Consider the following 20,299-nt stretch of genomic DNA (forward strand, 5'->3'; position numbering starts at 1 on the left):
CAAGAAATTAAAAATATAGATTGATATGAAGATTATAGTTCCTATGGCGGGCATTGGAAAAAGAATGCGTCCGCACACACTAACCATTCCTAAACCATTATTGCCAATTGCTGGAAAACCTATTGTACAGCGATTAGTAGAAGACATTGCAAAAGTTTGTGCTGAGCCAATTGACGAAATTGGATTCATCATTGGTGATTTTGGGTCAGCTGTAGAGAAGCACTTGATCAGTGTAGCTGAGAGTTTAGGAGCAAAAGGTCGAATTTTTCATCAAGAAGAAGCATTGGGTACTGCGCATGCTATTCTTTGTGCACAAGATTTATTGGAAGGTAAAGTAGTTGTTGCATTTGCTGATACATTATTTAGAGCAGATTTTACATTAGACGATTCCAAAGACGGCATCATTTGGGTTCAAAGTGTAGAGGATCCAAAAGCTTTTGGAGTGATTAAAGTGGATCAAAATAATGTGATTACTGATTTCGTTGAGAAACCACAAGAGTTTGTATCTGATATGGCCATTATTGGAATTTACTATTTTAAAGATGGTGGCAATTTGAAGAATGAATTGCAATACCTTATTGATAATAATATCAAGGATAAAGGCGAATATCAATTGACGAATGCGTTGGAGAATATGAAGCAAAAAGGCGTCAAATTTTCTCCTGGGAAAGTAGACGAATGGTTGGATTGTGGGAATAAAAATGCAACTGTTTATACCAACCAGAGAGTTTTAGAGTTCTTAAAAGGACAAAAAATTGTTGCTGACTCAGCTAAACTGACCAACTCAATAATTATTGAGCCATGTTACATTGGTGAGAATGTGATCATAAACAATTCAGTTGTTGGGCCACACGTTTCCATCGGAGACAATACAAGTGTTGAGAATTCAATACTTAAGAACACGATTATTCAAACCAATACCAAATTGAAAGGTGTCAGTTATACCAATTCAATGATTGGGAATCACGTTTCGATTTCAAAAGAATTAACCGATTGTAGCATAGGTGACTATAATGAATTATAAAACCAGAATTCCTTCCATTTTTTTAGCTCTTTTATTGAGTATATTCTTATTTGGTTGTAAAGCCAGTCAAGATACTGTTGGCAAACCATCAAAGGGAAGCAAAACTCTTTCTGAGAAAGAGCGAATCCAATTTGAGCAGACTTTTGTAGATGCCAATAAAGAGAAGATTATTGGAAACTTCAGTTTGGCGTTAGAATTATTTGAAAAAACCATTGTGATGGATCCTTCGCAACCGGCACCTTATTTTGAGAAGGCTCAAATCTTAGTGGAAGCGGGGCAAAACCAAAAAGCGTATGATGCCGTTAGTAAAGCTGTAGAGTTAGACAAGGACAATTACTGGTATTCTTTTTTGAAAGCCAAGATTGCCATTGAATTGCAAGAGATTGAAACGGCTCAAAAAATATATCAACGATTGGCGAAGCAAAAACCGAATGATGTAGAGTTGAGGTATGAATTGGCGGGTTTGTATTTGTTCAATGGAAAGTTGAAGGAAGGAATAGCTGAACTGAACAGTATAGAAGAAGAGATGGGAATTACAGAAGAAATCTCTTTGCAAAAGCAACGTGCTTATCTAAAAATGGGCGATGTTACCAAGGCTGCCGAAGAGATTCGAAAGCTAATTAAAGAGAACCCAGGAAACATGTCATATTACAGTACTTTGGCTGACACTTATATGGTGAATGGGATGGAAAAAGAAGCCATGGAAGTTTACCAAGAAATGGAAGTTTTGAATCCAGATGATCCAAAGTTGAGTTTCGCTATGGCCAATTTTTACCGTCAAAAAGGAGAAGAGGATAAAGCGAAAGTATACATTACTAAGGCTTTTGAAAGTGATAAAATGGATATCGATAGCAAAGTAAAAGTGTTGTTGGATTATTTTGTCGCAGCTGAAACGAATAAAAAAACCAAAGAAGAAGGGTTAGAGTTGTGTCAGATTTTGGTCAGAGTTCATCCGAATGAAGCCAAAGCTCATGCCATGTACGCTGATTATTTATACCGAGATAAGCAATTAGATGCAGCCTCTGAACAATATAAAAGAACGTTGGAATTAGACAGTAGTCGTTACGCCATTTGGAATCAATTGATTATCGTAGAATCAGAAAGAGGGGACAATAATTCGTTGCAAAATGTGAGCGAACGTGCATTAAATCTTTTTCCAAATCAGGCAGTAGCCTACTTTTTTGCTGGCATATCATCTTCGCAACTGAAAGAGTATGACAAGGCCATTAATTACTTATCCACAGGTAAAGATTACGCTGTAGATAACAAAGCATTGAAAGCACAGATATACGCAAGCCTAGGCGATGTTTACTTTGAGAATAAAGATAAAACAAAGGCTTACGAAAGTTACGATAAGTCTTTAAAGATTGAACCCTCTAATGTTTATGTTTTAAATAACTACAGCTATTACTTGTCTTTGGACAAAAAGCAATTGGAAAAGGCTGCTGAAATGGCTTCACTAGCAAATAAAATTTCACCGAATCAATCTTCATTTGAAGATACATATGGATGGGTGTTGTTTCAGCAAGGAAAATATGAAGAGGCCAAAATTTGGATTGAAAAGGCGCATTCAAATGGTGGAGCCTCAAGTGGAGTAATTGTTGAGCATTTAGGTGATGTAGCAGCCAAATTAGGAAACAAGGCACAAGCTATAGATTATTGGAAAAAGGCGAAAGAGTTGGGTGATACTTCCGATCAGTTAGATCGTAAAATTAAGGAAGGGGATTATTATGAGTAAAAGATTAGGGTTTTTATTGTTCTCACTTGTTATTTTGATGGCTGCATGTAAAACCGAAAAAGTTTCACGCAAACCATTGGAAGGGAAGAATAAGGACTTTCTATTGGAGAAATTGGAGGCGAATGAAGTGGATTTTATGACTTTTTCAGCCAAATCTTCGATTTCAGTTCAGAATGATGGCGGTACTAATTCGTTTAAAAGTACCATTCGTATTCAGAAAGACAGTGCAATTTGGGTTTCAGTAACTCCATTATTTGGGATTGAGTTAGCTCGAATCTTGTTGACTAAAGATTCACTGAAAGTGATCAATCGAATCAATGCAGAGTATTTTATCGGCGACTATGAGTATTTCTATAAAAAATATGACATTGCTTTAGAATTTGAAACCATTCAAGCTCTCTTAATAGGCAACAAAGTGGATTTTGAGCGTGATGAAAAATTGAAATTCAGTATAGACAAAGAGAAGTATTATTTAGGAAACATTAAAAGAAGAAAAGTAGAGCGAGTAGAGAAAAAGCCAAAAAAAATTGACAATAATGAGTTGGTTAGTTTATGGTTAAATCCTACTTCATTTAAAATTGAGGAGATGTTGATCAGTGATTTAACAGCTTCCCGTTTTGTGCGTGCATTGTTTTCTCAACATCAAGAAATAGAAGGGAAGTTATTTCCAACTCAGTTGACTTATTATCTAAATGAATCTGAAAATGATAAGGTGGATATTGAGTACACAAAAATTACATTAGACCAACCAATTTCTTTTTCATTTAATATCCCATCGAAGTATGAACAGGTTTTTTATTAATACTTGTTTTTTTATTTGTGTTTTGATTCTGCCGGCTAATCTGCTGGCACAGGGGAAATCTGAGCTACAGAAAAAGAAAAAGGAACTTCAAAAAGAAATAATTTATACCAATAAATTACTGGATGAGACTGCGGAAAATAAAAAGGCTTCAATAAGTCAATTGTTGCAATTAAGCAAAAAGATTAGTGTGAGAGAGGAGTTGATTCAAACAATGAATCAAGAGATTGTGCTCATTGATAAAACAATCGATAGCAATCAAGTTGTTCTAGATTCATTAACGAATACCATGAAATTGCTGAAGGATGAATATGCTAAAATTCTTCAAAGTGCTTATAAGAACAGGAGTGCATACGATCAATTAATGTTTGTTTTTTCCTCTGAAGATTTTAATCAAGCATTTAAGCGATTAAAATATCTACAGCAGTTCACCAGATATCGAAAAAATCAGGTTCTTAAAATTGAATTTACTCAAGGAGAAATCAATACCAAGATTACTCAACTAGAAGCAATAAGATTAAGTAAGAAGAACTTATTGAATTCGATACAGAATGAATACCAGAAGTTGGGGAGTGAGAAAAACCAGAAACAGGATGTAGTGAATCAGCTTCAAGGGAAAGAAAAAGAATTGAAGAATCAGTTGTCTGAAAAGAAGAAGGCAAGTCAAAAATTAGATAAGGCGATTGAACGAATCATAGAGGAAGAGATTCGAAAGGCAAAAGAAGCAGCCAAAAAAGCTGGAAAAGATTCAAAAGGTTATCCACTAACGCCCGAGGCAAAGGAGTTATCTAATTCATTTACAGCAAATCAAGGCAAGCTTCCATGGCCAGTATTGGAAGGATTAATCACAGAGAAATTCGGTGAGCATCCACATCCTGCATTGCCTGGGGTAAAGGTTCAAAACAATGGAATTGATATTTCAACCACAAAAGGGTCTGTTATTCGAAGTATATTTGAAGGAGAAGTAACAGCTGTAATTATCATTCCTGGAGGTGGTAAGGGGCTAATGATTCGTCATGGAGAGTATTTATCAGTCTACACATATTTTCAAGAATTATATGTCAAGAAAGGGGATAAAGTGAGCACAAAACAAGACCTTGGAATTGTCGTAACAGACGATGATAATAAGACCAATCTTCACCTTGAAATCTGGAAAAACACCACAAAATTGAATCCTGAATTGTGGATTTTTAGGAAGTAAAATCTTCTTTAAACCTTTATTTTTTATCGACGTAGAAGACTTTAGTTTCTATTAATGTTAATATTTACTAAATTCGTTAAATTATTCTAACGTAGTATAAAGGTTTACTCCAAAACACTAATCAAATATAATCCCATGATATTTGCAAAAAGAATCACTTTCTGCTATGCACTTTTTGTGTGCATACTTTTCGCTTTCTTACCTTCAAGCTTGAAGGCTCAATCACCAGAAAATATAAATTATCAAGCAGTTGCAAGAGATGCAACCGGTCAATTAATCGCAAATCAAACGGTAGATATCCGTGTTGGTTTACTCTCTTCAAGCGCTTCTGGTGTAGTTCAATACGAAGAAGAATTTAGTGTTTTGACTACACCTTTTGGTGGGTTTAATATTCAAATTGGTAGCGGAGCACAGACAGGAAATGGAGCATTAATTTCTTTTTCAGATATAAAATGGGGTGAAAGTGCTTATTTTCTCAAAATTGAGTTGAGGTCTTCAGGTGGAATATATGAAGACATGGGAACCACTCAAATGTTGTCTGTTCCTTATGCGTTGTATGCGAAATCTTCTGGGAGTGGAGATTTGGATAGTTTAAATGAGCGTATTACTTCAACCGGGATTGTTGGAGATAGCATCATTATCGTTGAAAGAGATTCAACCTTTTACATTGACTTGTCGGCATATAAAAGTAATGCTAGCTTAGACAATGATTCTACCAATGAATTAGTGGATAGTTTGACATTAGTGAATGGAATTTTGTCTGTATATCAACAAGGAGCTGTTCGTGCAAATATTGGTTTGGATACGTTGGGCGATTACAAGCGAAGTTTGTTGCAGGATCAGATTTCATTAAATACTGACTCGATAAATATATTGCAAGATTCTTTGGTAAGTTTTAATACACGGATTAGACTCAATGAAACTTCAATAGGAAATGAGTCTACTTTACGACAAACTTCAGATGCTAATTTATCAACTAGGATAGTCGCTGATTCTGCAAGATTGCAGAATCATTTATTAGCCGACTTAGATACAGATACGTTAAATGAGCGAATTACATCTGCTAAATTAATTGGAGACAGTATTATAATTGTAGAAAATGATTCTACTTTTTATATTGATTTGACTAGATACAGTGGTTTAATCGACAACGACAACGACTCTACCAATGAATTGGTAGACAGCTTAAGGCTGACCAATGGCGTGTTGGAGTTGTATCAACAAGGCCTAATAGCAAGTTCAATTTCATTAGATACGTTGGGGGATTATAAACGTTCTATTTTACAATCTCAGATTACAACCAACACGAATTTAAGTGCTCAAAACCGAGATAGTCTAAGGATTGCATTAGATAGTATCGGTGGTCATTATTTGTCTGATCTAGATTTAGATTCATTGAATGAGCGAATTACATCTGCTAAATTAGTTGGAGACAGTATTATTATTGTAGAAAACGACTCTACTTTTTATATTGACTTGACTAGATATAGCGGTTTAATCAACAACGACAACGACTCTACTAATGAATTGGTTGATAGTTTAAAGCTGACCAATGGCGTATTGGAATTGTACCAACAAGGACTAATTACCGGTTCGATCGCACTAGATACATTAGGTGATTACAACCGTTTTATCTTACAGAATCAGATTTCATTAAACACAGACTCAATCGATATTTTGCAAGATTCGGTGATCAATTACAACACACGAATCGGCATTAATCAAACAGCTATTACAAATCATCTTGCAGCCGACTTCGATACAGACACACTGAACGAACGCATCACAAGTGCGCGACTAATTGGCGATAGTATCGTGATCATTGAAAATGATTCAACCTTCTATGTCGACTTAAGTAGGTACCAAGTTTTGATCAACAACGACAACGACTCTACTAATGAATTGGTTGATAGTTTAAAGTTGACCAACGGCGTATTGGAATTGTACCAACAAGGACTAATGGCCGGTTCAATCTCATTAGATACATTAGGTGATTACCAAAGAAGTTTATTGCAGAATTATATTGCATTGAACAACGACACGATCAATTTGGTGCAAGATTCACTAGACAGAACCAACGTTCGACTACTAGCAAGAATCAATGCCGACAGTTTATTGCGTTATGTAAACGACACCACCATTGACGGACATTTAAGAGACACCAGTGCAGTACTTCGTGCCTTGATATCAACTTCCGGCAGCGATGATCAAGTATTGAGTTTTAATGCTGCCCAAGACAGTATTTTATTAGAGAATGGTTCAGGAATTAGCATCAAAGACATCCGTGACACCATCACCAACTTTGAAGGAAGAATAGTAGGTAACACCACCAACATTGGTAATTTATCAACACGCATATCTAACGATTCGACTAGTTTAAGGATACACATTACCAATGATGACGATTTGAATTCAACGAACGAGCTTCAGAACCTAAGCATTAATGGAGCAAATGACTCCTTGCTTTTAAGCGATGGGAATGGAGTTCGATTAAGTGATATAACATCAGGAATATTGGATAATCAACAACTAAAAATAAGTGCTGATGGAGATACATTATACCTTGATAACAGTACCGCTGTATATATACCGGATTCCTCAAATACGAATGAGCTTCAAACATTAAGTTTAATGAGCGGAAATGTTGAGTTAATTAACGCTGATGGAACTGTTGCTAGTTCTGTTTCTTTGAATGACAATGATGCTGACCCGGGAAATGAACTCCAGACGATTTCCAAGTCTGGTTCAATAGTTACTTTATCTAATTTCGGAGGAAGCTTTACTGACTCTGCCTTGACCGAAACACAAGTAGATGCATATGTAGCAAACAATGGATATTTAACAAGTGCGGACTCGTTAGTATTAGTGAATAAGATGAAAGCTGATTCATTGGTACAAGCAGGTCGAATTAACACCAACATAACAGACATTAGTAATAACTTGGATTCAATAACAGCAGTGCATGGAAACATAGCGGATACCGCTGCCGTATTGAGAGGATTAATTCCTGCATCGAGCACAGATGATCAAACATTGAGTATCTCATCTGGTAAAGGAAAAATCACCTTAGAAGATGGTGGAACAATCGTCTTGAATGATTCAAGTGCTACTAACGAATTACAAACCATTAGCAAATCATTAGGAACAGTAACATTAAGTAACGGTGGCGGAACATTTATCGACTCTGCCTTGACCGAAACACAAGTAGATGTATATGTAGCAAACAATGGATACTTAACAGGAGCGGATTCGTTAGTATTAGTGAATAAGATGAAAGCTGATTCCTTGGTACAAGCAGGTCGAATCAATACTAATGTAACAGACATTAGTAATAATTTAGATTCAATAACAGCCGTGCATGGAAACATAGCTGATACTGCTGCTGTATTGAGAGGATTAATTCCAGCGTCTAGTACAGATGATCAAACATTGAGTATCTCAGCTGGCAAAGGAAAAATTACTTTGGAAGATGGTGGTATAATTGTCTTGAATGACTCAAGTGCGACTAACGAATTACAAACAATTAGTAAATCATTAGGAACAGTAAAATTAAGTAACGGTGGCGGAACATTCGTCGACTCTGCCTTGACCGAAACGCAAGTAGATGCTTATGTAGCAAACAATGGATATTTAACAGGGGCGGACTCATTAGTAATAGTGAATAAGATGAAAGCTGATTCCTTGGTACAAGCAGGTCGAATCAATACCAACATAACAGACATTAGTAATAATTTAGATTCAATCACAGCAGTGCAAGGAAACATAGCTGATACTTCAGCTGTATTGAGAGGTTTGATTGGTTCAGCAGGTGATAACTTAGGAAATCATACTGCAACGCAAAATATCAATTTAGGGACAAATAAATTAGTTGGTAATGGGGGTTCCCAAGGAGTAGAAATTAATAATACAGGTAATGTAGGAATAGGTGTATCGCCAAATTCTAATGCAACACTATATGTAGAGTCAACAGAGGATAAAGCCGCCTATTTTGAACAAAACGGAACAGACCCAGTTAAAGTGGCGGTTTTCGGAGAGGTTTCAGGACCGGGAACTTCTGCTTTTGCCTTAGAAGGTGATGCAAATTCAACAGCTACTTCTAACTATGGTTTGCATGCAATATCAAGAGGTGCTGGATCTGGAACTAATTATGGAGTATATGGTAAAGCAATAGGAGGAAGTATTAATTGGGCAGGTTACTTTGATGAAGGTAACGTATACATTAAGAATAAAGTTGGTATAGGAACATTTACTTTAGATTCTACTTTGACAGTTAATGGTGGAATTATGGCCAACTCTATTCGTTTAAGTAATGGTGCTGGAAACAATAAGGTATTGACTTCAGACATGAATGGAAATGCACGTTGGGAAAATATTACAAGTTTAATTACGGATTCTGATAATCAAACTTTAAGTATTTTAGGTTCAGGAGGAACAATCTCAATTTTAGGTGGAAATTCTATAACCTTGAATGATTCAAGTGCTACTAACGAATTACAAACCATCAGCAAATCATTAGGAACGGTAACATTAAGCAACGGTGGTGGAACATTTGTCGATTCTGCATTGACCGAAACGCAAGTAGATGCATTTGTAGCAAACAATGGATATTTAACAGGCTCGGACTCGTTAGTATTAGCGAACAAGATGAAAGCTGATTCCTTGGTACAAGCAGGTCGAATCAACATTAATGTAACAGACATTAACAATAACTTGGATTCAATAACAGCAGTTCAAGGAAACCTATCCGATACAGCTGCGGTATTGAGAGGATTGATTCCTGCATCGAGCACAGATGATCAAGCATTGAGTATTTCAACTGGCAAAGGAAAAATTACTTTAGAAGATGGTGGGTCAATCGTCTTGAATGATTCAAGTGCGACTAACGAATTACAAACCATCAGCAAATCATTAGGCACAGTAACATTAAGCAACGGTGGCGGAACATTTGTCGATTCTGCTTTGACAAACACACAAGTTTTAGGATTTGTTGCAGCGGATGGATACTTGAAAACAGAAGTAGATGGAAGCGTAACGAACGAGCTTCAAAACTTAAGCATCAATGGAGCAAACGACTCCTTATTGTTAAGTAATGGAAATGGAGTTCGATTGAGTGATATCCAATCTGGAGATAGTTTATGGAATCACAGAGCCACTGAAAATATTAAACTCTTTGGAAACTATCTATCAAACGATGGGGATAACGAAGGAATTCTTATCAATAATACAGGTCAAGTTGGTATTGGAACAAACGCAAACTCTTCCTATGCATTAAATGTAGAAGGTGAAACTAGATTTCATTTACCAGGTGATGGAGATAGAATATTAATTGATGCAATTGACAATGGTGGGATTACCATTAAAAAAGGAGCTCAAAATTGGTCTGCAGAATTATTTTTATTGGGAGCCTCTTATCAATCAGCACTTGAATTAAAGACAGTAGGTGGAGAATTAAAATTTTATAGCCCAGGTTTAACTGGACCTGACACATCGTTTATCCAAACATCTGGGGCTTTATTATTTAAAAATAATGGAATTCAATCATTAATAGCTACTAAAGACGGTAAAATAGGAATTGGAAATAGCCTAACTCCTGACTCTTTACTAACCGTTGATGGTGGAATTATGGCCAATTCTATACGATTAACGGAAGGTGCAGGAACTAATAAAGTGTTAACTTCTATTGATGCAACAGGTGCAGCTAAGTGGGAAGATATAAGTAATCTCTTTACTTCTGATACTTCAAACATTATTTCTGATAACGATGGTGATACCAAAATAATGGTTGAAGCGACTACAGATGATGATGTAATACGCTTTTACCAAGAAGGAACAGAGTTTATTAGAATGGATAGTGGTAGAATCGAACTATTAAACAGAAATAACCTAGTTGCCATAGGAGAAAATGCTGGTAAAAATTATACTGGTTCAGGTGATGGAAGTACGTTTATTGGAGCATTCTCAGGTGAATCTAATATTAATGGGGAATCCAATACTGGTGTAGGAGCCAATACCTTAAAATTGACAACTTCTAGTTACAATACAGCAGTAGGGTTTAATGTATTATCCAGAAATACAACAGGGGTAGACAATGTTGGTATGGGTGACTATTCACTAGAATATGCTACTACGGCAGATGGTAACAGTGCTTTTGGTAGTGCAGCTTTAGAAAATACAACTACTGGAAATAATAACACTGCTATGGGTAGATATGCCTTGAGAGATAATACTACAGGGGCTAGAAATGTTGGACTTGGTGCTTATGCTTTAGTCACAAATAAAACCGGTAGCGATAATGTTGCTATTGGTGAACAAGCTATGCAAAACCATGAATCTGGTGACGCAAACACTGCAATTGGTGGGCAAAGTTTATATCAAAACAATGGGGGTAATAACAACATCGCAATAGGTTGGGGAGCAGGATACATTAACTCGACAGGTAATAATAATACAATTATCGGATATGAAGGTTTGTACCTTAATTCGACAGGTTCTGCAAATACGGCTATTGGTTATCAAGCAGGTTACAACAATACTACCGATACCGGCAATGTATTTATAGGATATAAAGCAGGTTGGAATGCGACAAGTTCAAATAAATTATATATTGAAAATACAGCGTCTTCTGCTCCATTGATTTATGGAGACTTTGAAAGAGATTCAGTAGTAATCAACTCAAAATTAAATGTGGGTGGAAAATATACCTTCCCTACAAGTTCTGGTTCAGCAAACCAAATTTTAAAATACAATGCTGCTGGAAATGGCTTAGAATGGGGTACTATTTCAGGAGCTGATAATTTAGGAAACCATACAGCAACTCAAAATATACAATTGCAAGGAAAATACCTATCAAACGATGGAGACAATGAAGGAATCCATATTGCTGCAAATGGGAATGTAACTATAGGTAGCAATAAAGGCTTTAACCAATTTGGTATATGGCAAGAAACTGATGAGGCTGAGTTGAGCATTTTCTCAGAAAATAAATCTTCGATTCTGAGAATGGGTGCATCAGGAGCGGGAGAGTCAAATGTGATAAAGGCGTTTAAATTTAGAGGTGATTGGCCTTCATTTTCGAGTGTTTTGGCTGGTGATGATATCCTTAGAATAGAAATTGCTGCACATAATGGGGGTGGGTCGTCTCCATCGGATGCAATGAATATTTCTGTAGATGGAGTGAATAGTGGAAATATTGCCACTCGAATTGATTTTTCTACTGTAAATCTTAACGGGGCAAATAATAAAAGGTTGTCTATTACAAATACTGGAAATGTAGGAATCGGAACTACCAACCCAGATTCATTGTTAACGGTTATTGGTGGGATTAAAGCAAATTCTTTTAGACTTATCAATGGTGCTGGTATTGGAAGAGTATTAACGTCAAGTTCAAATGGAAGTGCGAGTTGGAGTGATGTATCAAGCTTATTTTCTCAAGACACTTTATCATTAATTAGAAGTTCAGATTCTAGTACCTATGTCAGTGCAACGATACCTGGTGAAGTAAACATAGCAGTGGACGATACCGTATTTTTTGAATTTGATAAAAGAAGATTAGAGTTCCTAAATACATTTAGTATAATTATCGGAAATGATGCTGCCATCAATGCTAATAAAAATACAGAAGTAACAGCAATTGGTCTAGGAGCATTAAGAAACAATACTACTGGGGGTGGAAATTTAGCAATAGGAACAGGTGGAATTTTGGGGAACAACACAACAGGAGCGGAGAATACAGCTGTCGGTCATATCACCATGCGTCAAAATACATCAGGGAATAGAAACTCTGCATTCGGAACGGGTGCAATGGATTTTTATTTTAATGGGGATGAAAATACGGCTATTGGTCAAAGAGCAATGGAATATGGCAATGATGGTGATTTTAATACAGCAATTGGAGGAAGAGCATTAAATCTTAATGCAGGTGGAGACAATAATGTTGCAATAGGTTATGCGGCAGGAGCAGGTTCGAATGGGGGCTCAAACAATGTTTTTATTGGTTTTCAATCAGGTTACAACGAAACAGGAAGCAACAAACTCTATATAGCAAATGACAGTACCGATACTCCTTTAATTTTCGGAGATTTTGCAGCAGACTCTTTAGCAATAAATGGGCTACTGACTTTAGATAGTGCTAAAAATGGAAATGGTTATACTTTCCCGGGCACACAAGGTTCTAATGGACAAGTGTTGACTTCAGATGGCAGTGGTGGAGTGACATGGAAGGCGCCTACAGTTGTGGCAGAAACTTGCCCTACTGGAACGGTAGCAGCTGGTCCGAAAATGTGTATTGAAACGGCAGAACGTGGTGCAACCACTTGGTTTACTGCTGCACTTACTTGTACAGGTGTGGGTCGCAAGCTTCCAACATGGGCAGAATGGTACTCAGGAGTTTCTTTAGGTGGCGCATCTGTGCTTGATAAAACAGATGATTGGGAGTGGGTAGATGGAGGAACATCAAACACTGTTCGGAAAGTAGGTAATGGAGGAATTCAGAATACCGCCAACGATACACCAACAAATAGTGTAGATGTCACCTTTAGATGTGTTTATTACAGGTAATTTAATCTCAAAACATCGGAAATCGAATGGATTTAATGCAGTAATCTAATTCAAATAGAAATGAAAAAGTTTAAAATGTATAGTGGAATTTCAGGATGTAAGGCAATTCTTATTGCCCTTATGCTACTTGCTATAAACACTTTTTCTTTTGGTCAGAATGTTTCAATTAATAAAGATGGAGAAACACCTGATCCTTCCGCCATGCTAGATGTTTCTGATACGGCTAAAGGAGTTTTGATACCAAGGATGACCGAGACTCAGAGATTAGCAATTGCTAATCCTGCAACAGGCTTATTGGTGTTTCAAATCAATCTAGATTCTGGCTTTTATTTTAATCAAGGAAGTGCTATAGCACCATCCTGGCTAAGAATTCAAACCGAATTGGATAGTTCAAAATGGGAATATGCTAGCGATACCAGTATTTATTACAACAATAAATATGTCGGAATAGGAATAAACAACCCCAGTGCACCCTTAGAAATAGACAACAGTATTTTTAATAAAAAAATATCCTTGTATACAAACTCTCCAAACCAGCATCAATTTTTAGGTTTTGGAACTGGCTTCGGAGAATTAAGGTATCAAGTGGATAAAAATACGACAGATCACGTTTTCTATTCAGCTATTGATGCCGACTCTAGTGGCGAATTAATGAGAATTACAGGAGATTCTTTAGTAGGCATTGGAACTAATTCACCTGAAGGTTTATTGCATTTATATGGCAAAGGCTTATTTGGTGGTGGAGCTAGATTGGTTTTTGGCGATGATTATCATTCTTCAACCCAACAATGGAATGCATTTATTGGAGAAGCAGGTTGGGATTCGAATACTGATACAGATATTATGCAATATCATGCAAGAGCAGGACATTATTTTACCACAGGCACATTAAATGGAACAACCCCCGATACTATTCTTAATATATCGCCATTGGGGAGAGTATATGTTGGCAACGAAGACTTAGGGCAACGTTTTAGTATTCGTACTGAAGGGGCGATGCATAATTTACTCAGAATGCGAGCTGATTCAGGTCAAACGGGTTTATGGTTTACTAATGATAGTGCTAATTGGGCATTATTTTCTGATCAAGCGGTTGGAACTGCTCTTCCACAAGGAAGTTTTGGGATTTATGGAGGAAAAGTGGGCGGAACGAATGCAGTACGTCTAATAATTGATAAAGATGGAAAAGTAGGAATAGGTACCACCAACCCTAGAAAGGAGTTCCATGTTCAAGGCTCAATTATTGCCGGGAGCACTATTCTTGCTTCCTTACCAATTGGAATTACATATGCGTTGCTAATGAACAACAATGGAGAAAGTTTACTTTCCTCTTCCAGTGGATCTAAGTCAGAATTATTAAAGATCAATGGTAGTGCTATCCGTTTTACTTCAGGAGTAAGCAACTTCGGAAACCCGACTGTAATGTATATTGATACAACAGGAAGTGTTGGAATTGGAACAGAAACTCCATCTCAAAAACTAGATGTTAATGGCGGAGGGGAAATCAATTATTTAGGAATTAATGGTTCGGCATTATCCAATGTACCATTAAGAATTATAGCGGGATCAAATGATTTAGCATTACGATTTGACCAAAATGATGGCACTGCAAAATGGGACATATTTGCTGATGCAAACAGCCTCAACTTTTGCGAAAGTAATGTGGCTTGTAATCGTTTGGTATTGGAATCGGGAGGTGATGTTGGCATTGGAAGATTTCCATCTTTTAAGTTAGATGTGAATGGTAGTATTCGCGCAAACGCCACAGTTTATGCTTCTGACCGAAGACTAAAGACTGATATTGAAGAGATCAAAAATGTACTTTCTTCCTTAGATGAAATTACAGGAGTATATCACTATTGGGATACTATTAGTTTTCCCGAAAGAAATTACACTGATCAAAAGACTATTGGAGTGATCGCTCAAGATATTCAATCGGTATATCCAGAGTTGGTTCAAGAAGACGAAGATGGATTTCTATCAGTTGATTACCCAAAATTTACAGCTGTATTGTTACAGGCTGTTAAAGAGCAGCAAGTTATAATAGAAGCTGAGATTCTCAAAAATAAGAAACAACAAGATCAAATAAATTATTTATTTAAGGAATTTGAGGCGCTTAAATTAAATACTGAGTCAAAATGAGAATTCTAAAAATCATATTGATCTTTACTTTTTTGCTTGGAATAATTAATTCCAATGCTCAGAATGTATCTATTAATGCAAATGGTGCTGCTCCAGACAGCTCTGCGATGTTGGATGTAGTGTCCACTCAAAAAGGAATGTTAATTCCTAGATTGACAGCAACACAGAAGAATGCAATATCAGGTCCGGCTACAGGACTAATGATCTTTCAAACAGACAATACTCCTGGTTTTTATTTTAATGCAGGAACTCCGGCAGCTCCTTCTTGGATTAAAATTCAGTCAGCTGTTGATGGTAGTAGTCTTATTTCTGATACAGATAACGACACCAAAATTCAAGTAGAAGAAAGTGCTGATGAAGATATTATACGGTTTGATCAAGCAGGCACGGAGTTTTTTAGAATGGATAGCGGAAGAATTGACATCATCAACATAAATAACTCGGTTGCAATTGGTAACAATTCTGGTTCTAACTTAATTTCAAATGCTAGTGCTTATCAGAATGTAGTTTTGGGGAACAATAGTATGCAAGGAACTCTAGGTAGAGATAATGTGGGAATAGGCTTTAATGTTATGAATGCTCCGACCTCAGTTTCAGTAAGAGAGAATACTGCTATTGGGCAACAATCTATGCAAGCTTTGACCTCAGGATATCACAATACAGCGCTTGGCCGCGCTTCATTAACCAATATGGAAACTGGTTATAACAATACCGCAATTGGCAGAAATGCTTTGTCGGGCAACACTGGAGGCTTTCAAAATGTGGCACTTGGTAATGCAGCAGGTTCTGGAGCAAGCGGAAATTCTAATGTATTTCTAGGAAACGAAGCAGGTACTGGCTATTTAGGAGATAATGCATTATTTATTGATAACTCAAATACAACAGCACCCTTAATCTATGGAGATTTTGCAAATGATTCAGTTAAAATATTTGGAACGTTAAGTGTTGGTAATGCATTCAGTTTTCCAACAGCAGATGGCACAAACGGGCAAGTATTGCAAACGAATGGTGGAGGAACAATAGGCTGGACGTCAGTTCCAGTTCCTGCACTTCTTCAAGATACAGATGGCGATACCAAAATTCAAGTAGAAGAAAGTGCTGACGAGGATATTATTAGATTTGACATAGGTGGAACTGAAAGATGGGTAATGCAATCTACAAGAATTGAACCATCTAATTCAGGTCAAAGCACTTATATCGGCGAGAATGCTGGCTCAAATGATAATTTAACATTAAATAGAAATGTTGCGATTGGTCATAACGCAGGTGTAAATTTGACAGATGCAGATTACACTGTGGCGATTGGTTATAATGCTGGTTCTAGTTTAACCATATCTAGAGAGAATACCTTTGTTGGTGCTGAAGCTGGCCAAGCGGTTACATCCAACAGAAACGTTATGGTTGGGAGGTCTTCTGGACAGTTAAACACTGGAAATAAAAATGTATTTATTGGCCACGCCACAGGAAAAAATAGTGGAGCTGCGTCAAGCAGTGTTTTTATTGGAGATAACGCCGGAATTGTAGAAACAGGCTCCAACAAACTCTACATTGAAAATTCCAGCTCTTCAACTCCATTAATTTATGGAGATTTTGCAAATGACTCTGTTAAGATATACGGAACATTAAGTATCGGTGATTCGATTACATTTCCTACTAACAGAGGTACTAATGGACAAATATTAAAAACCGATGGTACTGGAACTATTTCTTGGTCAACTGGCGATACCAATAACTTAATAGCAACTTCTGCATCGAATTACTCAAAAATGCTAACTACAGGCCTTGAAGTAAAAATTAATAACAGTTTAAAGTACGAATTATTAGAATCTAGGTTAGCGATGTATGGTGGAAGAAATGTTTCGGTAGGTGAAAGAACTAGAAGTATGACTAATGGTGTAGATAATGTTGCGATTGGTTATGCTGCCCTTGAAAGTGGAAGTGGGAATGGAAACACTGCTGTGGGTATAGATGCATTGGCTTCAGGGTCTGGTAATTCTGTAGCACTAGGTGCAGGTGCTGGCACTTTCAATAACGGCAATTCTAATGTGTTTGTTGGCTACCAAGCAGGAAGAAACTCAAGCGGATCTAATATATTATACATCGAAAACTCAAACTCAACAACCCCTTTAATCTATGGGGATTTTGCAAATGATAAGTTAACTTTTAATGGCCTTGTAACTTTAGATTCTGCCAAAGATGGTTCTGGTTATACGTTACCAGGGTTAAAAGGAACTGATGGTCAAGTGTTAACTTCTGATGGCGCTGGAAAAGCTGTTTGGGAGGATGCAGGATCAAGCCCATGGAATACATCTGGCTCTACTATTAATTATACAATTGGTAAAGTTGGAATAGGAACTTCAGCACCACAAACAACATTACATGTGGCCGGGGGTAAACTTTCTCTTGAGGGAGTAAGCAGGTCAGTAATTTATAACTCAGCTTTAGCAACTAGAAATATTTTAGTAATTAGAGCAGATACAGCTTTAAATAATGGTGCTGGTATAAACTTATATGGCACCAATGATATTAATTACTCTGATCAAATACGATTTTTCACACAGAATGACTTCAACAATCCAAATATGGTGATAGATTCTTCTGGTAGGGTAGCAATTGGTACAGAAAGCTCATCAGCCAAATTAACAATTGCAGGAACAGGAGAAGTTGCTACAAGAATCAACAGTTATGCAAGTGCTTTGTCGGAAAATGCAAGCCTAGCTTTTTCCAAAGCAAGAGGCTCAGAAGGTTCAGAGACTGCAGTTGTTCAAAATGATATTGTTGGTCAAGTTACCGTTTTTGCTCATGATGGTTCTGCTTATGGTGCACTAGCTAAAATTTCATTTGAAATGGATGCAGCTACTGGATCTGGAGATCTACCTGGGAGAATTCAGTTTCACACTACTGCAGATGGAGCAAGTACAACCACAGAAAGAATGAGAATAGATTCTGATGGCAATGTAGGAATTGGAACTGATAATCCTGGATCTAAACTAACTGTAAGTGGTAATTTAGAAGTTATTGGAGCAGATGCAACTATAAACGGAGTAACCGTAGGAAGGGGCGGAGGTAGTATTTCTAGCAATGTAGCAGTTGGAGCAGGAGCGCTAGCAAACGGAAATGCTTCTAATAAAGAAAACGTTGCCGTAGGAGCTAGTGCAATGGGACAAAATACAAGTGGAACTAGAAATACGGCACTCGGACAAAATGCTTTAAATGCTAATTTAACCGGCGACAATAATATTGCTATAGGTTATTTTTCTCTGAGAGAAATAAATAGTAGCGATAATGTAGGGATAGGATTTGCTGCTGGAGGTAGAATATCCGGTGGGAGTGGGAATGTATTTATCGGTCATGATGCAGGAAACTATTTTAATTCATCTTTTACCCAAAACAAAGTTATTAAAATTGGATATCAAGCCGGTTGGTCAGATACCACAGATAACAAATTGTATATTGAAAACTCAAACTCTGCAACTCCTTTAATTTATGGAGATTTTGCAAATGATTCCATTAAAATATTTGGGAGTTTAAGTGTTGGGAATGAATTTACCCTACCAACTTCAGACGGTGCATTTAATTCAGTATTAAGAACAGATGGTGCAGGAAATGTATCTTGGGTTTCTTTTGCAGCAGCCTCTTCACTTTGGAATCAATCAGGAACGGATATTAATTATACGGCAGGTAATGTTGGAATTGGAATCGCAACACCCCAAACTAACTTACATATAAATGACAATAATCCAGGTATTCGTCTTTCAGATTCTGATGCATCTAGAGATGCTACTATTTTTGGATTTAGTGGAAATGTTTTTTTTACTAGTGACGATACCGATAGAGACCATGTTTTCCAGAGTGGAGCTGGTACAAGTGTTTTTGAAGAAATAATGCGAATTACAGGTGATGGAAATGTAGGAATTGGAACAAGTAGTCCAAATAATTTATTAACTGTATCTAGTGCTGTCGAAGGAGCATATTTTGATTTGAAAGGTGTAGGTGATGCATTTAATTTTTCTGGATTTAAGTTGGATTCTGATGAGGGTACAGATAAGAGTTGGGCATTTAATCATAGAAAAGTAAGTGGGGAATTGAATAATTTTTCTTTAGAATATTTTGATGGATCAACATATTTAAAACCGCTAAGTATTAAGCCTGATGGAAAAATTGGTCTTGGAAGTAATAATGTTTCTCCAACTTCTACACTTGATGTGATAGGTAATATTGAAATAGATGGTAATGGTGGAACAGGGAATGATGCCTTCTATTTTGGAGACCCAACAACAAATGGCTCATGGAGAATTAAAAGAGATGGTAACGACCTTTCATTTGAAAGAAGAGAAGGTGGAATTTGGATATTTAAAATGAAAATAAATCCTTAATAATGAATAAGATATTTATATTTTTTATGTTTAGCGTGTTGTGCTTTGCTGCCAATGCACAAACATCCAATTATACGGGTTCAGGAAATTGGACTAATACTGGAAATTGGAGTAATGGGATCCCTACATCTAATGCAAATGTTACAACCTCAATTGGTGCAAGTATATTTGTAAATGCAACAGGGGTTTGCAAAGATCTTACTCTTTTTTTAAGCTCATTAACTATTAATGCAGGCAGTCAACTTACAATAAATGGAGTTTATACCGCCACCACAACTGGCACTAACACCAATAATGGAACGCTAATATTGAGAGGGGATTTAAAACCAGCGATTGGAACAAAAGTGTTGACAGTTAATGGGGGAGTAACAACCGTCAGTGGTTTAACTTTTTCAACATTTAGCATTGATTAATTATAATTCAAAAGAAATAAAGTGAATAATAACCTTAGCATAATAATATA

8 protein-coding genes are annotated in these 20,299 nt (G+C 36.7%); all 8 read left to right on the forward strand.

Features of this window, described 5'->3' with window-relative positions; translation table 11 throughout:
• Positions 1-25 precede the first annotated feature (25 nt).
• The 8 genes from ACTB0X_RS06255 (at position 26) to ACTB0X_RS06290 (ending at position 20,249) form a co-directional block, all read left to right on the forward strand.
• On the forward strand, positions 26-1,024 hold the full coding sequence (locus ACTB0X_RS06255; RefSeq protein WP_463024136.1) for a sugar nucleotidyltransferase: 999 nt from the start codon (positions 26-28) through the stop codon (positions 1,022-1,024).
• Complete coding sequence (locus ACTB0X_RS06260; RefSeq protein WP_463024137.1) at positions 1,014-2,762, forward strand: tetratricopeptide repeat protein; 1,749 nt, start codon at positions 1,014-1,016, stop codon at positions 2,760-2,762. Before ACTB0X_RS06255 ends, ACTB0X_RS06260 begins: the two co-directional genes overlap by 11 nt.
• Positions 2,755-3,564, forward strand: coding sequence for a lipoprotein insertase outer membrane protein LolB1 (gene lolB1, locus ACTB0X_RS06265; protein ID WP_463024138.1), 810 nt, complete (start codon positions 2,755-2,757; stop codon positions 3,562-3,564). Before ACTB0X_RS06260 ends, lolB1 begins: the two co-directional genes overlap by 8 nt.
• Positions 3,545-4,762 (forward strand): murein hydrolase activator EnvC family protein, encoded by a 1,218-nt coding sequence (locus ACTB0X_RS06270; protein WP_463024139.1) that lies wholly within the window; start codon positions 3,545-3,547, stop codon positions 4,760-4,762. The genes lolB1 and ACTB0X_RS06270 overlap by 20 nt, the downstream gene beginning before the upstream one ends.
• A gap of 135 nt (positions 4,763-4,897) precedes the next feature.
• On the forward strand, positions 4,898-13,318 hold the full coding sequence (locus ACTB0X_RS06275; RefSeq protein ID WP_463024140.1) for a hypothetical protein: 8,421 nt from the start codon (positions 4,898-4,900) through the stop codon (positions 13,316-13,318).
• A 60-nt stretch (positions 13,319-13,378) separates the two neighbouring features.
• Positions 13,379-15,460 carry a tail fiber domain-containing protein gene (locus tag ACTB0X_RS06280; protein WP_463024141.1) on the forward strand — a complete coding sequence of 694 codons (2,082 nt, stop codon included), beginning with the start codon at positions 13,379-13,381 and terminating at the stop codon, positions 15,458-15,460.
• Positions 15,457-19,836: a beta strand repeat-containing protein gene (locus ACTB0X_RS06285; RefSeq protein ID WP_463024142.1), complete on the forward strand. Its 4,380-nt coding sequence runs from the start codon at positions 15,457-15,459 to the stop codon at positions 19,834-19,836. Before ACTB0X_RS06280 ends, ACTB0X_RS06285 begins: the two co-directional genes overlap by 4 nt.
• Positions 19,837-19,838: 2 nt before the next feature.
• Positions 19,839-20,249 (forward strand): hypothetical protein, encoded by a 411-nt coding sequence (locus ACTB0X_RS06290; protein ID WP_463024143.1) that lies wholly within the window; start codon positions 19,839-19,841, stop codon positions 20,247-20,249.
• Positions 20,250-20,299: the final 50 nt, after the last annotated feature.

Source organism: Acidiluteibacter sp., from assembly GCF_055129545.1.

What these genes read in the sequence shown, in the direction of transcription:
- ACTB0X_RS06255 (WP_463024136.1), top strand. Translation starts at nt 26, where the DNA reads ATGAAGATTATAGTTCCTATGGCGGGCATTGGAAAAAGAATGCGTCCG.
- ACTB0X_RS06290 (WP_463024143.1), top strand. Translation starts at nt 19,839, where the DNA reads ATGAATAAGATATTTATATTTTTTATGTTTAGCGTGTTGTGCTTTGCT.
- ACTB0X_RS06280 (WP_463024141.1), top strand. Translation starts at nt 13,379, where the DNA reads ATGAAAAAGTTTAAAATGTATAGTGGAATTTCAGGATGTAAGGCAATT.
- lolB1 (WP_463024138.1), top strand. Translation starts at nt 2,755, where the DNA reads ATGAGTAAAAGATTAGGGTTTTTATTGTTCTCACTTGTTATTTTGATG.
- ACTB0X_RS06275 (WP_463024140.1), top strand. Translation starts at nt 4,898, where the DNA reads ATGATATTTGCAAAAAGAATCACTTTCTGCTATGCACTTTTTGTGTGC.
- ACTB0X_RS06260 (WP_463024137.1), top strand. Translation starts at nt 1,014, where the DNA reads ATGAATTATAAAACCAGAATTCCTTCCATTTTTTTAGCTCTTTTATTG.
- ACTB0X_RS06270 (WP_463024139.1), top strand. Translation starts at nt 3,545, where the DNA reads ATGAACAGGTTTTTTATTAATACTTGTTTTTTTATTTGTGTTTTGATT.
- ACTB0X_RS06285 (WP_463024142.1), top strand. Translation starts at nt 15,457, where the DNA reads ATGAGAATTCTAAAAATCATATTGATCTTTACTTTTTTGCTTGGAATA.